The sequence below is a fragment of the Nesterenkonia sp. CL21 genome (assembly GCF_031705515.1).
GTDB lineage: Bacteria > Actinomycetota > Actinomycetes > Actinomycetales > Micrococcaceae > Nesterenkonia > Nesterenkonia aethiopica.
On sequence record NZ_JAUTWR010000003.1, the window covers coordinates 68,847 to 83,793 of the forward strand.

Here is a 14,947-nt window from a genome sequence, read left to right on the forward strand (position 1 = left end):
GGCGCCGACAGGATCAGCGGCACCGGCGGCCTCACTGTTGACGGTCATCCCCCATGGCAGATGAACCCGTCCAGCAGGCACGGAGGACCATTATGCCAGATCGTCGACGCCTGGGCGACCGGACCGGGACGAGTCCCTCAGCCCTGGGCCTCGTCGGCGCGCCGCGCCGCCTCCTCCTGGGCGACGATGTGCTTCGCGTAGAGATCGGGGCGGATGCGCCGGGTCCGCAGCAGCTGCTCCTGGCGCCGGTGCTCGTCGATCTTCGCGTGGTTGCCCGAGAGTAGGATCTCCGGCACCTCATGCCCGCGCCAGACGGCCGGCTTCGTGTAGACGGGATACTCGAGGAGGCCGTCGGCGTGGGACTCCTCGTCGAGGGACTCCGGATTCCCCAGCACTCCGGGAAGCAGACGCGTGATCGCCTCCACCATCACGATGATGGCCGCCTCCCCCCCGTTGAGCACGTAGTCGCCGATGCTCAGAGGCAGGACGTCGAAGTGCTCCTGGGCCCAGTCCGTGACGCGCTGGTCGATGCCCTCGTAGCGACCAGCGGCGAACACGAGATGCTCCCGTGCGGCCAGCTCCTCGGCGGTGCGCTGGGTGAAGACGTCACCGGCGGGCGTGGGGATGATCAGCACGGGGCGCTCAGCGGGGCTCGGAGCCGCGAGCACGTTCTCCAAGGCCAAGGCCCACGGCTCCGGCTTCATGACCATGCCCGCGCCGCCGCCGGTCGGTGTGTCGTCGACCGTGCGATGCCGGTCGGTGGTGAAGTCGCGCAGCTGGTGGCGGCGCAGCTCCAGAAGTCCGTCACGCTGGGCCTTGCCGATGAGCGAGAGGTCCAGCACGTCGAAGAACTCGGGGAAGATCGAGACGGCGTCGATGCGCATCAGAACGGATGCCTTCCTGGTCATCGGTCACGGAGGGCCGGCTGAGAGGCCTGACGGCTCGGGACGTGGGGTCAGAAGAGACCGGCGGGAGGGTTGAGGCGGATGAGCTGGGCCTCGAGGTCGATCTCCGGAACGAGCTCGACGACGAAGGGAACCAACACCTCCTCGCCCGAAGGCGTCCCCACGGACAGCAGGTCCTGCGCGGCGCCGGTGATGAGCTCCCGCGCGGTGCCGAGCTCCTCACCGTCCGGGCCCACGCAGCGCAGGCCGGCGATCTGATGGCTGTACCAACCGTCGTCGTCCTCCGGCTCCGCCGGGACGTCGATATGCAGGAACGAGCCGCGCAGCGCCTCTGCGGCATCGCGGTCGTCGACCTCGGCGAACCGCAGCAGGCAGATGCTCTTGTTCCACCGCTGACCGGTCACAGTCAACGACGTGGTGCTCCGGTCGAGGGTGTCCCGCCCCGGCGTGCGGATGAGCTCGGCTCCGGGGGCGAGCCGCTCGGAGGGCTCATCGGTGAACAGCTGCACCGTGACCTCGCCACGGACGCCGTGCGGCTTGCCCACGCGAGCGACCCGCAGGCGCTCCGCCGTCTCCGGCGGTGCCTGCGGGTCGCTCGTCTCTGGGCGCTTCCCGTTCTGGGCAGTGCTCATAGTGGTCGCAGCCTGGGACGTCGCTCAGCGACGCCGGTCGGTGTCGACCACGTCGACGCGGACGTGCTCGCCGTCTGGGAGCGCGGCGATCACGGTGCGCAGTGCCTTGGCAGTGCGCCCCGCTCGACCGATGACCCGGCCGAGGTCGTCCGGGTGGACCCGGACCTGGAGCACATCGTGACGGCGCCCGCTGCGACGACGGACGTCGACGTCATCAGGTGAGTCGACGATGCCGCGCACCAGGTGTTCGAGAGCATCGGTCAGCACTGCATCAGCCACGCGGAATCACTCAGCCTTGTCCTCGGTGGTCTCCTCGGCGGAAGCCTCCGCGGACTCCTCGGCCTGGGGCTTCTCGGGAGCCTTCTCGGAGGTTCCGACGATGACCGAGCCCTTCTGCGGGACCTGGTACTCCTCCTTGGGAGCCTTGGTCTTCAGAGTGCCCTCGGCGCCGTCGAGGCCCTTGAACTTCTGCCAGTCACCGGTGATCTTCAGCAGTGCCATGACCTGCTCGGTCGGCTGAGCGCCGACGGAGAGCCAGTACTGGGCACGCTCAGAGTCGATCTCGATGAACGAGGGCTCCTCGGTGGGGTGGTACTTGCCGATCTGCTCGATGGCCGCTCCGTCACGCTTGGTGCGGGAGTCGGCGACGACGACACGGTAGTACGGTGCGCGGATCTTACCCATCCGCTTCAGACGAATCTTGACTGCCACTTGAGTGGTCCACTCCTGTTTCTTGTTTTCAGGGGCGCGGCCGAGCATCGTGCTGCGTGGGGATTGCTGCTCAGTCGATGCGACCGCTCAAGGAACAGTGATCTGCCGCAGGGTCAGAGGGTCGCCACGGCCGATCACAGTACCTGCCCATTGTGCCAGACAAACCCTCAGGGCGCGATTCGACGCGCCCCGGACGCACGGCGCCTCACTTGAGGTACTTCTCGAAGCCCTTCGGCAGGTTCAGCTGGGCCGGGTCGAAGGCGTCGTCACCGGCCGCTCCGAAGCTCGAACCGTCCATGCGCTTCTTGGCCGCCTCGGCCTTCCGGCGCTCCGCCTCCTGGGCCTCCTGCGCGGCGCGGGCCGGGTTGCCGGACTTCGCCTTCTTCTTCCCCTTGCCCTTGGCGGGCTTCTTCCGCCCCTTGCCGGCACCCATACCGGGCATGCCGGGCATCCCGGGCATCCCGCCGCCGGGCGCCCCTCCGCCGCCGGGCATCTGCGGCATCCCGCCCCCGCCGGCCATCTTCTTCATCATCTTCTGCGCCTGGGTGAACCGCTCGAGGAGCTGGTTCACCTCGGAGACATGGACGCCCGAACCCCGGGCGATGCGGGCCCGACGCGAGCCATTGATGATCTTCGGAGCGACCCGCTCATGCGGGGTCATCGAGTAGATGATCGCCTCCACGCGGCCGATCGAGGACTCGTCGAACTGGTCAAGCTGCTCCCGCATGCCCTGGGCGCCGGGCATCATGCCCAGCAGCTTCTTCATGGAGCCCATCTTCTTGAGCTGCTGCATCTGGGCGAGGAAGTCCTCGAGGGTGAAGTCCTCCCGGTCGGCGAACTTCTGGGCCATCTTGGCGGCCTCGGCCTTGTCCCAGCTGGCCTCGGCCTGCTCGATGAGCGAGAGCACGTCACCCATGTCCAGGATGCGCCGGGCCATCCTGTCGGGGTGGAAGACCTCGAAGTCCTTCAGCCCCTCACCGGTGGAGGCGTACATGACGGGCTTCCCCGTCACCGAGGCCACGGAGAGCGCGGCTCCGCCTCGGGCGTCGCCGTCGAGCTTGGAGAGCACCACGCCGGTGAAGTCCACGCCTTCGTTGAAGGCCTGCGCCGTGGTGACCGCGTCCTGACCGATCATCGCGTCGATGACGAACAGCACCTCGTGGGCACCGACGGCGGCCTTGATGTCGGCAGCCTGCTGCATCAGTTCGGAGTCGACGCCCAGACGGCCGGCGGTGTCGATGATGACGACGTCGTGGAGCTTCTCACGTGCCTCGGCCACACCGTCGCGGGCCACGCCCACCGGGTCCCCGGTGGGCGTCTCCTCCTCGGAGGACACCCCGGGATGCGGCGCATACACCGGCACGCCGGCCCGCCGCCCGCCGACCTGCAGCTGGTTCACCGCGTTGGGGCGCTGGAGGTCGCACGCGACCAGCAGGGGGGTATGACCCTGGTTCTTCAGTCGGTACGCGAGCTTCCCGGCCAGGGTCGTCTTTCCCGCGCCCTGGAGACCGGCGAGCATGATGATGGTGGGAGGCTGCTTGGCGAACTGCAGCTCGCGCGTCTGACCTCCGAGGATGCCCACGAGCTCCTCGTTGACGATCTTCACGACCTGCTGGCCTGGGTTGAGTGCCTCGGCAACCTCGGAGCCCAGCGCACGGGCCTTCACGCGGGCGATGAACTCACGCACCACCGGAACGGCGACGTCGGCGTCCAGCAGGGCCCGACGGATCTCACGGGCTGTGCCGTCGATGTCCGCCTCGGTCAGGCGCCCCTTGCCGCGGAGGTTCTTGAATGTCGCTGTGAGGCGATCGGAGAGGGAGTTGAACACTGGGTGCAGATCCTTAGATCGACAGAGCTGGGGCAGGCAGGGCAGAGCCGCTCCGGCCCGCGTGGCCGACCGGGCGTGTCATCTGCCGAACCTCTAGAGTAGCAATGTGCGTTGGACAGAGACTCCCCCGGCGGGGCCGCAGGAGCCGACAGGCTCCCTGACCGGCTCCCCCGCTGCCCCCTCCCCCCGACCCGGCCGACTCCGCGAGACGGATGTGCTCGGCGCCGCTCTGCGCACCCATCGCGCGGCGCTGCGGACCGTGGAGGACGCCCATCGGCGGGCGGCCGGGAGCTGGTGCACCGACGACGCGGCGGGAGACGACGGCGACGTCCGCAAGACCGGTGCCGAACCTCGACCCAGGACCGCCGCAGAGGCCGACGCGGGGGCGCATCCGACGGATCGGCTGCGCCGGGACCACGCTCGGGACCACCTGCGCCGCGCTGAGGAGCACCGCCAGCGGCACGAGTTCCTCGCCCAGATCGCGACCATCTCCCCGGGGGCGGTCTCCTCACTCACCGCGGACGACCTGCAGGCGCTCACCGTTGCGGACACCATCGGGCCTCAGGCCCTGCACACGCCTGCGCATCGCCTCCAGGAGGCCCTCGAGGCCGCCCAGGGCCTCCCCGACGGCGAGATGGGCATCTCTCGTCCTCGCCTGCCGGTGCGACTGGGGATCATCGGGGCTCCCCGGGTCCAGGCCCGCTTCAGCGGACTCGCCGACGTCGTGGCACTGACCGGCTCCACGTGGCGGGAGCACCTTGAGGACCTCGACCTGCTGCTGGTGGCCACCGACACGGGGCCTCTCCCGCTGCTCTGGGAGGACGGCTTCGAGGATGCCGCGGCCTCCCCCGCTGCTCGCGACGCGCTCGACGGCGCGGAGGCCGCCGAGGCTGCTGACGCGCGGGCCGAGCTGGAGCACGCGCTGACGATGCGCCATCTCGCGAAGACCGTCATCCCCGCGTTCCGGGGCAGAGGGGTCCCCACCGTGCTGGTGTCCACCGCAGGGACCGCCGTCGAGGAGACCGCGGAGCTGGCGCGCGCATGCTCGCGGATCGTCACCACCGACGCCGAAGCCGCGGCCCTGTACCGCGCTCAGGAGACCGAGTCGACCGGCGTGGACGTGATCCCGGCGGGCGTCAATCCGCTGATCCACAGTCCGATCGGCACGCGCCCGGCGCGCACCGACCTGGTGGCGCTGCTGGGCTGCGAGCAGACGCACCCGGCGGGCCACCTCTCTGACCCGCCCTACGCCCCGGCGCTGCTCGACGGTGCCCTGATCTCCGGTCGTCCCGTCGTCCTCCTGCAGCCCGACCCCGCGCAGGCGCCGGACTCGGAGCACTGGGTGATCCCCACCCGCTACGGGCCTTGGACGGTCTCGGCGGACGAGGCCGCCGACATCGACCTCACCTACGGCACCGACACGCTGCAGCGAGCCATGGATGTGGCGCTGACCATCAACGCCGTCGTCGACTCGCAGGCGGTGTTCGACCCGCAGATCCTGGAGCTGCAGGCCAGCGGCACGATGGTGCTCTCCACCTACAACCAGGGCCTGAACTCCTACCACCCGCACACCTACATCGCGAACTCCGCGGAGGACGTCGCCAAGACCCTGCAGCTGATGTCGCAGGAGGAGCTGCGCCGCGTCCAGGGCGACGGCATCCGCAAGGTCTTCACCGACCACCACGCCTCCGACGTGCTGCGGCGCATCTGCGAGCGCGCGGGGCTGAACGTGACGCCCGTGCGGGAGAGGGTCCTGGCGGTCACCGAGCAGCGCACGGACGACCTCGCCCGCGAGATGGCCGAGCAGACTCATGCCGACGTCGAGCTGATCACGTGGGAGGAGCTGGCCGGGCGGGTGGAGGAGTCCGGGGCGGAGGCCGCGGCCGGGAGCTTCGACGTGCTGCTGCCGGTCTCCCCCACCAGGCACCATGCCCCCACCTACGTGGCCGACCATGTGGCGGCGTTCCGCTATCAGTCGGCACCGGTGACCCAGAAGCTCTCCGGCGACGCCGCGGACAGCGACTCCCAGGCCCACCGCCATCGCCGCGGAGTCCTCGCGCTCGAGCTCACGGCCTGGTGGCGCCCGGCCCCTGACCTCCTCGGGACACGTGAGGAGCTGCTCCGGGCGGCCGAACGGAGCCGGGTCTACTGCGTGGACCACCTGGGCCATCGCCCGGCTGGTCCGCTCACCACCGGCGCTTCGCGTCGGGACGCCCGAGAGGCGTCGGGCACCGCATCGGCGGGGCCGACGACCCCGCATGCGGCCCCTGCCGAGCACCCGGAGACGCCGGCCTCCGCACGTCCGTCCTTCTGGGACGTCGTCCGCGGCGTCGCTGCCGCCTCGGAGGTGAGCACCCCGATGACCCCGAACCTGGAGCGGGAGTCCGCAGCGTCCGGCAGCGCCGGCACGCCCGCGCCGCCGGACGGCTCGTCGTCCGAGGCGGCGCGGCCATCCCCGGAGTCCGCGGCTCCGAGCACACGGGACGCCCCACCGCGACGTCGACCGGCGCCGTCGCCGCTGACCGCAGACGATCTCGAGGCGGTCCAGCAGGAGGCTCGCCGCACGGCCCACGAGCTCGGCCTTCAGCTGGCGGTGATCGTGCCCATCTACAACAACGGCGACCACCTGCGCCACAAGGCCTTCGCCTCGCTGCGACGCTCCTCGATCTTCGAGAGGATGCACGTCCTGCTGGTCAACGACGGGTCCACCGACCCGGTGACGGTGGACACGGTGGAGGAGCTCGCTCACCGGTGGCCGAACGTGACCGCCTACCACCATGCCCGCGGGGGCTCGGGCTCCGCCTCCCGTCCGCGCAACACGGGGCTGGCCCTGAGCTTCACCCCGTACGTGACCTACCTGGATCCGGATGACGAGGAGCTCGACGACGGCTACTGGGAGCTGATGGACACGCTCGAACAGGCCCCAGAGGCGAACTTCGCCCTGGGCACCATGGCGGTGTGGACCAGGAAGCATTCGGTGCACGACTACCACGCGTGGTTCGCCGGAGCGATACCACACCGCGACGGACTGTTCCGCGTGGACCGGGAGTCGCTGCCGGCTGTCGGCTTCAGGCCGGCCAGCATCGAGGCCCTGGTCGCCCGGACCGACTGGCTCAAGGGGCTGGGACTCGTCCAGCCGGAAGGGGCCGTCGGTCAGGACACCTACTTCTTCCAGCAGATGCTCTTCCACACCGAGGCCTACGCTCCGGTGTACCGCCCCGTGTACACCTACTACGGCGCGGTGGACACCTCGATCGTCAATGTCGTCTCCCCGGGCTACTTCCGCAAGTACCTCATCCTGGAGCAGGCCCGGGCGGCCTGGCTGCGCGAGACCGGGCTGCTGGAGGCCTACATGGAGCAGCGGTTCGAGAAGTTCTTCGTCACCTGGTACCTGGACAAGTACAAGCGAGTCCTCCCCCACCAGCGGGCGGAGGCCGCGGCCGTGTTGCGTGAGATCGCCGCAGCCTACGGCGAGTACAGTTGGACGTCACCGAAGGCCAGGAGGTTCTTCGAGAGCGGGTCCGGCTGACCTGCGGCCCGCCTGCGTCAGCCGACCTGTCTGTTCCGCCCGCCCATCCTGCTGTGGCCCTTCCCCGCAAGGCCCGCTACCGTGAAGCACAGCCCGCCCTGTGCGGTCCGCCGCCTCTGGAGGCGCTGCGGCCCGCCCCATGACAAGGAGTACCGAGGACACGCATGAGTGCAGAAGCCGCGACCGAGCAGCCCCTGTCGGAGGACGCGCGTGACGTCATCGTCGCACTGCTCGGGCAGCAGGAGGCCCTCCTGGCCGAACTCCGCTGGGCCTACGACCAGCTGGAACGCACCCAGGAGGCCGACATCGCCGAGCTGCGCTCCCGGGTGGCCAAGCTGGAGCACCGCGTGGCGGCCCGCCGACAGGCTCCGACTCCCCCGGTGACGGGCAGCTCCCCTGACGAATCTCCGGCCAGCAGGATGCGGCGACGGCTGGAGTCCGCCGTCCAGGATCCGGAGCGGACCGTCCGGGCGGCTTCCCGTCGTGTGCGCCGCCAGGTGGGGAAGGTCGCCCGGCGCGCGGGGATCTCCCGGTGAGCCGGGCTCGACTCCTGGGGCCCTCAGCCCGCCAGTCGGAGCTGGATGAGGCTCGAGAGCGGATCGTCGGCCTCGTGGCGTCCCGCGATCCGTTGCGCCAGCTGCTGGAGCCCGGGGCCCTGCAGTCGCTCGGTGTCCGTGACTCCTCTCCCTTCTGGGGCGGGCGGGCCGGGGCCGAGGCGTTCCTGGACCAGCTGATGCCCGCCCTGGAGGCGCTGCCGCCGCTCGAGGCGGGAGTCTCGCGTCCGGCGCTTCCGAAGACCGTGGCGGTGCTGGGCGATCCTGACCTGATGGAGGTCCTGGCCGGTGCCGCCGATCTCCGGCTGATCGACCCGGACGACTGGGAGTCGACGCTGTCCGCCGCCGACGCGGTGCTGCTCTCCCCCCGCACCGTGAAGGCCCCCCGGGCACGCGGCCGGGTGATCACTGCCGCCCGGGAGGCGGCCATCCCGCTGATCTACTGCGACACGACGCTGCCGGAACCTGGGCGCCCCGAGGTGAAGCTCGCGGCACGCTGCGACGTCGTGCTCACGACCTCCGAGGAGGGCGCCGAGGAGTACCGCCGTGGCGTGCCGAGCTCAGTGCCGGTGGCCACGGTGGTCCAGCCGGTGAGTCCGCTGCGCCGGTCGCCGCTGGGGTCCCGGACGCACACGCATCGGCTGGTGACGCATCTGGAGCGCCGCCGCGCCGGAGCGCTGGATGCGGATGCCCGCCGCGGTCTGCAGTGGATCCACGACGGCATCGTCTCCTCCGGGTCGCCGCTGCTCCTGGGCCTGGAGGTCCGCGGGCCGGGCGCACGGCGGGAGACTCTCCCCGTCCGGCACCGCCCCTACTGCGCACCGTCGGCGATCTCCCACGCGCCCGGTCTCGACCGGCTCTCCCCGGTCGGCGTCGTCACTCAGGCCGTGGCCGGCTCTCAGACCTTCTTCTCCCCCCGGACCCTGGATCTGCTGGCCTCCGGCTCCCTGGTGCTCTCCACCTACAACCAGGGGCTGAACTCGCACTATCCGGAAGTGCGCATCGCGAACTCGGCCGAGGATGTGGCGGTGGGGCTGGAGTCCCTTGAGCTCGAGGAGCTCCGGCGGGCCCAGGGCGACGGCGTCCGCCACGCGTTCCGTCGGCATCATGCCGTGGATGTGCTGCGCACCGCGCTGGGCATGGCGGGCATCTCCGTGCCGGAAGCCCCGGACCGCGTGCTGGCGGTCGCCTCGGGGGACGACGCCGCCGACCCTGTGCTGGCCGAGCAGCTGCGCCTGCAGACGGCTGGGGCCGTCGAGACCGTGACGTGGGACGAGCTGACGGGCCGCCACGGCGACTACGACGTGCTGGTGCCGGTCTCCTCTGCTCACAGCTACGCTCCCACCTATGTGGAGGACCACCTGGCCGCGCTGGCGCACCAGTCCTGCCCGGTGACCGCCAAGGTGGACGTCCGGCGCGCCGACGCCGGTGATCCGCACGCCCAGCGGCATCATGGGGCGGGCGCCCTCGCGGCCGAGGAGGTCCCGCCGTCGGGCCGGCCGCTGACCGAGCTGGCGCTCTCGGCCTGGTTCCAGCCCCCGGCTGACGCGTCGCTCTCGCCGGAGACGCTGATCGCGTCGCTCCAGCGCGTGCATCTGTCCGATCATCTGGGACACCGGCCTCGCCGGGGGCACACCGTGGTGACGTCCGACGGCGGAGCCGTGCCGGGCCCCCGGACCCCTTCCGGGCTCGCCGACGGAGACGACCTGGAGACCGTGCGGCGCGAGGTCGCCGCCACCGCAGAGAGGGAGGGGCTGCAGCTCTCCGTCATCGTGCCCGTCTACGACAACGGCGACCATCTGCGGCACAAGGCCTTCGCCTCGCTACGGCGCTCGTCGATCTTCGAGACGATGCACGTCCTGCTCATCAGCGACGGTTCCACCGACCCCTCGACGGTGGACACGGTCGAGGAGCTGGCCGCGGAGCACCCCAATGTGACGTCCTTCCACCACGGCGGGGGAGGCTCCGGCTCGGCCTCCCGGCCGCGCAACACCGGACTGGACCTGGCCCAGACCCCGTTCGTGACCTACCTGGACCCGGACAACGAGGCGATCGAGGACGGCTACGCGCAGCTGCTGGAGGATCTCCGCGCCCACGAGGACGTCGACTTCGTGCTGGGCAACATGTCGCAGTGGGCCCGGCACCACACCCGTCTGCCCTACGCCGGCATCCTTGAGGAGACCTTCGCCGACCATGCTGAGCCGGACGGCACCCTCGTGGTCCCGGACCGTGCCCTGGAGGCGCTGCGGTTCCGGCCGTTGGGCATCCAGACGGTCGTGGCCCGCACGGGGTGGCTGAAGTCGCTGGGCATCAGCCAGCCGTTGGGCGCGGTGGGACAGGACTCCTACTTCTTCCAGCAGATGCTCCACTATGCCCGACGGATCCGGACCCTCGACGTCGGAGTGCACACGTACTACATGGCAGTGAGCAGCTCCACCATCAACACGCTCAATCCGGGGTACTTCAAGAAGTACCTCCCGCTGGACTCCTCCCGCGCCCGATGGCTTCAGGAGGTGGGGCTCCTGGAGGCCTACCGGCGCGACCGGCTCGAGAGGTTCCTCGTCTCCTGGCACCTGCCGAAGCTGAAGAGGGTCCGGCCCGAGGAGTGGTTCGACGCCGCTGAGAACCTCGCGGAGCTGCTGGCCTGCTACGGGGATCATGAGTGGACGGACCCGGCGGCGCTGGAGTTCTGGGACGACCTGGACCTGGCGCGACGGCGCGAATCGTCGCGCCGTCGTCGTGCCGGCGAGAGGACCGGGGCAGGCTGAGCACGCCACCTGCGCCCGGCCGGGACCTTCCCCGATCAGGCTCGGAGCAGTAGGTTGGAGGCGATGAGCCAGACCCTGGGACACGCTCGTCGCCCCTGATCAGCCGCAGAAGGGAGCCGCATGGTCCGCATCCCGGCCGCAGTGCGTCGCCGCCTGCCGGGCATCGCCTGGCGGGACAGGAAGATTCTCCATCTGGAGACCAGGGTGGCTCACCTCGAGGCCTCCCGCGAGAGGGTGCGGCGTCTGCTGCGGGAGGCGCGCAGCTCCGGCCGCGATGAGCTCCGTCGTCGCGAGGAGGAGATCACGAGGCTCTCCGATGATCTTCAGGAGGCCATCCTCCGCGCGGAGGCCGCTGAGGCGGAGCATGCCCGATTCCGCCGCTCCTCCTTCAAGGGGAAGCTGTCCTCCCACATGGCGGCGGTCAACGCAGCGAAGCTCAGCGGCTGGCAGGCGACCACTCCGGCGCTGCAGCTGCCCTACAAGCTCCGCAGCTACGCTCTGGCACAGAGCCACGGAATCGCCGTGCCGAGGATCCACCAGGTGTGGTCACGCACCGAGGACATCCGGATCCCCGACGACCTGCCCGCAGACCGGGTGGTGCTCAAGGCCGACGGCGGCCACAGCGGTCTCGGAGTCATGCCGCTGCGTCGCACCGCCGAAGGCTGGCAGACGCTCACCGGACGCGACACGCTCGTCGACGGGCGACCCGGCGATCGACTGCTGAGCCGGCTCGAGCGAGCTCGAGGGCCGTTCTTCCTGGAGTCCTTCCTGGAGCCCTTCGCGGAGCCCTTCGCGCAGCCCTTCGCGACGACGGACTCCCGGGCGGGCGCGGATCACGGGGCCGCCGGTCAGGGATCCGCCGATCTGGCGCTGGTCGGCCCGCCCCAGGGAGCCGAGGTCCGCCTCCCGGAGGACATCAAGGTCTACACCGCCTATGGCGAGATCATGCAGGTGCTGGTGATGCGCACCCACGGGGTGAAGGTCATGAACCGGAGCCGCTTCACCCGGCGCTACTTCGACGCCGAGGCGCGCCCGCTGGGCGAGGTGCTGCCCGGCAGGCCGGAGGACCCGGAGATCACCGCGCCGGAGAGGTGGGAGGATCTCATGGAGGCCGCTCGCCGCCTCTCCATCGCCGTGGGGCTCCCTTTCGTCCGTGTCGACCTCTACTCGACCCCTGACGGCCCGGTGCTCGGGGAGCTCACGCCGATGCCCGGAGGCGTCCAGGAGTACCGGCTGAACCACGACCTGCGATTGGGCGCCGCGTGGATGCGCGCCGACCTGAGGCTGGCCCGAGACCTGGCGCGGGGGCGGCCCAGCGGGACGCTGTTCGGCTCTGAGCCCTACCAGTGGTGGTATCCGGAGCCGAGGGGCGGAGAGCCGGCAGGCACGGAGGGAGGTCCTTCCCGGTGGCCGCGGCTCCAGGCGGACCCGTTGCAGTGGTACACCCCGCCGGAGGACGTGGTCCGACTGGGGACGGACGGGAATGGCGCCGACCAGACAGGCGCCGACGAGACAGGCGCCGAGGGTGCAACTGCCGAGGTGTCGATCCCTGAAGAGTCCCGTCCGGACGACCGCGGCCCGGATGAGGATCAGGTGGAGCTGAGGATCGCCGACTCGAGCCGCTGACCGATCTCGCCAGTCGCTGACCGCACGAAGTTCTCGGAGACATGGCTGTTGTCGCGGAAGGTGATGGCGCCGCCCAGCACCGCGTAGCAGAACTCGTCGTCGCAGAGCATGTCCTCGGTGGGGATGAAGTGGAAGTTGTCCTCGTCGCCGAACACCTCGACCGACCGGGTCAGCCAGCGGTCGCCCACGTGCGTGTCGTCGACCTCGTCCCGGCACGCCGCCGGATCCTCCTCGTGGAGCGCGACGCATTCGGGCAGCGTCTGCTCGTCCTCGGTCTCCTTGTTCATCCGCGGCACCTCGCCGAAGACGGCCACCTCCTTGCCGGCCTCGAGCCAGGCGTCGATCGGCGCGTACATGGCTCGCGCCGTGTCGGTGAGCTCCAGATCCGTCTCGGGCAGCTCGAGGTCGTCATCGGGCCCGGAGAAGCTGCTGTGGATCTGGCTGCCGGCGACGACCACCGTCTCGACGTCGTCATCTTCGGCCAGCCGGTCCATGATCTCGGCATTGGCCCTCACGCAGGCGTTGGAGTCGTCGTCAAGCGCACTGACCCGCGGCGAGCAGGCGGAGCGGGTGAGCACCAGCAGACGTTTGTCATGCTCCTGGGCGATCTCGTCGAGCGCCGGCAGCCACATGGTGGCATGCGAGTCACCGAACACGGCGACGGTCCCGTCGGCATCGGTCTCCTCCGCGCCCAGCCAGCACTCCTTGACGCCCTCCTCCTCGGTGTCAGCCTGACAGTCCGGGTAGATCGGTTCGTTGTTCTGCGCCGTGACCTCGGCCGGATGGGGAGCAAGGCCCAGGTCACCTTCCAGCGGGTCACCGCACTGGTCGGGGTTGGCCAGCGCCCGATACCCGTAACAGGGGTGGTCCTCCGAGAGCTCTGTGTCGGCGAAGCCCCGCTCGACGGCGGCCACGGCCGCATGGGCGGTGGAGATCACCAGGACCATCCCGGCCGCCGCCGCCACCACGGCGCGCCAGGTCGGCAGCAGGAACCGCGCACGGCGCAGCGGCGCCTCCACGTACCGCGTGGTCACCGCGGAGAGGCCGACGACGCCGAGGATCAGCATCACCTTGATGTACCAGTGCTTCGCCTCCTCGCTCAGATACGGTGAGAAGACCACGATCGGCCAGTGCCACAGGTAGATCGCGTAGGACCAGTCGCCGATCGCCGTAGCGGGGCGCAGGGAGAACCACCAATGCACGCCCGTGCCGGCTTCGCGCCCGCCGCACATCATCAGCAGCACGGCCCCCAGAGTGGGCATCAGCGCCGCCCCACCGGGGAAGGCGGTGGCGTCGGAGTAGAGCCATGCCGACGCCAGGATCATCCCCAGGCCGGCCCATCCGACCAGATTGGCCGCTCGTCCGGTGAATTGGCTGGAGCCCATCCACAGCGCCAGCAGCGCACCGAGGGTGAACTCCCAGATGCGGGTGGGGGTCACGAAGTATGCCTGGGCCGGCTCATGGGCGGTGTACCAGACCGAGAAGCCGAAGGACGCGGCCCCGAGTGCCACGAGCACCACGATGAACGTGGTGCGCACCGCCTGCGCCGTGCGGGCCGCCCGGGCGCCGGTGACCAGCAGTGCCAGCACCAGCAGCAGCGGCCACAGGATGTAGAACTGCTCCTCCACCGACAGGGACCAGAAATGCTGCACAGCGGTGGCCTGCTCGTCGAGCTTGGAATAGTCCACCGAATCGGCGGCGAGGATCCAGTTCTGCACATAGAGGGTCGAGGCGACGATCTGCCGCAGCGTGGACTGCCAGGCCGTCGACGGCAGCACCAGCACCGCCGAGACCGCGGTGACGAGCAGGACCAGCAGGCTCAGGGGCAGCAGACGACGGATCCGGCGAGCCCAGAACCTCCCCAGCCGCACCGTGCCGGTCTGAGCCGCCTCCTTAAAGAGGTGTGCCGTGATCAGATAGCCCGAGATCACGAAGAACACGTCCACGCCCACGTAGCCGCCCGGCAGATGCTCGGGCCAGAAGTGGTAGAGCACGACGAGCAGCACGGCCAGGGCCCGGAGCCCCTGGATCTCCGGCTGGAAGCGGCTCCCCCTGCGCCGACGCTGGTCCTCGGCGTGCTCCGGCGCCGAGCCTGCGGCGTCGGCCGATGAACGGCGCGTCGTGGAGGGTACGGTCATCTGCTCTACAGTCCTGTCTCGGGGTCGGATCGGCGCGGACGCGACAGCGGCGACGGGCCCACCGGCGCTGCGTCCTGGTGAACAGTAACCGATGAGCCGCCCCGCGGACCCGCTCGCAGGCCACACTCCCAGCAAGTTCCCGGCCACCTCCCAGGGTGCTCGTCGAACCTCTACGCCAGCCCTGCGTCCGCGCCGTGATCCACGTCTCGCCGCGGGCTGGGCGCCGTGTCCGGGCCGGGGCACTAGAGTGGTGCGT

10 protein-coding genes are annotated in these 14,947 nt (G+C 70.3%); 4 read left to right on the forward strand and 6 right to left on the reverse strand.

Annotated features, from left to right (window positions below; all coding sequences use genetic code 11):
* Positions 1-137 precede the first annotated feature (137 nt).
* The 5 genes from trmD to ffh all read right to left on the reverse strand — a co-directional run bounded on the left by trmD (position 138) and on the right by ffh (position 4,076).
* Complete coding sequence (trmD, locus tag Q7C18_RS06905; RefSeq protein ID WP_070161409.1) at positions 138-884, reverse strand: tRNA (guanosine(37)-N1)-methyltransferase TrmD; 747 nt, start codon at positions 882-884, stop codon at positions 138-140.
* A gap of 71 nt (positions 885-955) precedes the next feature.
* Positions 956-1,537 carry a ribosome maturation factor RimM gene (gene rimM / locus Q7C18_RS06910; protein ID WP_083277662.1) on the reverse strand — a complete coding sequence of 194 codons (582 nt, stop codon included), beginning with the start codon at positions 1,535-1,537 and terminating at the stop codon, positions 956-958.
* A 24-nt stretch (positions 1,538-1,561) separates the two neighbouring features.
* The gene (locus Q7C18_RS06915) at positions 1,562-1,804 is read right to left on the reverse strand and encodes an RNA-binding protein (protein ID WP_070161407.1); all 243 of its coding nucleotides are present in this window, start codon (positions 1,802-1,804) and stop codon (positions 1,562-1,564) included.
* 18 nt (positions 1,805-1,822) lie between these two features.
* Positions 1,823-2,248, reverse strand: a complete 426-nt coding sequence (rpsP, locus tag Q7C18_RS06920; protein WP_311024747.1) for a 30S ribosomal protein S16 — start codon at positions 2,246-2,248, stop codon at positions 1,823-1,825.
* A 205-nt stretch (positions 2,249-2,453) separates the two neighbouring features.
* Positions 2,454-4,076: a signal recognition particle protein gene (gene ffh / locus Q7C18_RS06925; protein WP_311024748.1), complete on the reverse strand. Its 1,623-nt coding sequence runs from the start codon at positions 4,074-4,076 to the stop codon at positions 2,454-2,456.
* A 106-nt stretch (positions 4,077-4,182) separates the two neighbouring features.
* On the opposite strand from ffh, the gene Q7C18_RS06930 reads away from it, so the two are divergent.
* The 4 genes from Q7C18_RS06930 (at position 4,183) to Q7C18_RS06945 (ending at position 12,553) form a co-directional block, all read left to right on the forward strand.
* Entirely contained in the window at positions 4,183-7,605 is a 3,423-nt protein-coding gene (locus tag Q7C18_RS06930; RefSeq protein ID WP_311024749.1) for a glycosyltransferase, read from the forward strand.
* A gap of 164 nt (positions 7,606-7,769) precedes the next feature.
* Positions 7,770-8,141, forward strand: a complete 372-nt coding sequence (locus Q7C18_RS06935; RefSeq protein ID WP_070158633.1) for a hypothetical protein — start codon at positions 7,770-7,772, stop codon at positions 8,139-8,141.
* Positions 8,138-10,927: a glycosyltransferase family A protein gene (locus Q7C18_RS06940; RefSeq protein WP_311024750.1), complete on the forward strand. Its 2,790-nt coding sequence runs from the start codon at positions 8,138-8,140 to the stop codon at positions 10,925-10,927. Before Q7C18_RS06935 ends, Q7C18_RS06940 begins: the two co-directional genes overlap by 4 nt.
* A gap of 120 nt (positions 10,928-11,047) precedes the next feature.
* Positions 11,048-12,553, forward strand: coding sequence for an ATP-grasp fold amidoligase family protein (locus Q7C18_RS06945; protein WP_311024751.1), 1,506 nt, complete (start codon positions 11,048-11,050; stop codon positions 12,551-12,553).
* Here the strand turns inward: Q7C18_RS06945 and Q7C18_RS06950 are convergent.
* A complete protein-coding gene (locus tag Q7C18_RS06950; RefSeq protein WP_070158629.1) occupies positions 12,517-14,691 on the reverse strand; it encodes an acyltransferase family protein in 2,175 nt (724 codons plus the stop codon). The two genes, Q7C18_RS06945 and Q7C18_RS06950, sit on opposite strands and share 37 nt — an antisense overlap.
* Positions 14,692-14,947 lie beyond the last annotated feature (256 nt).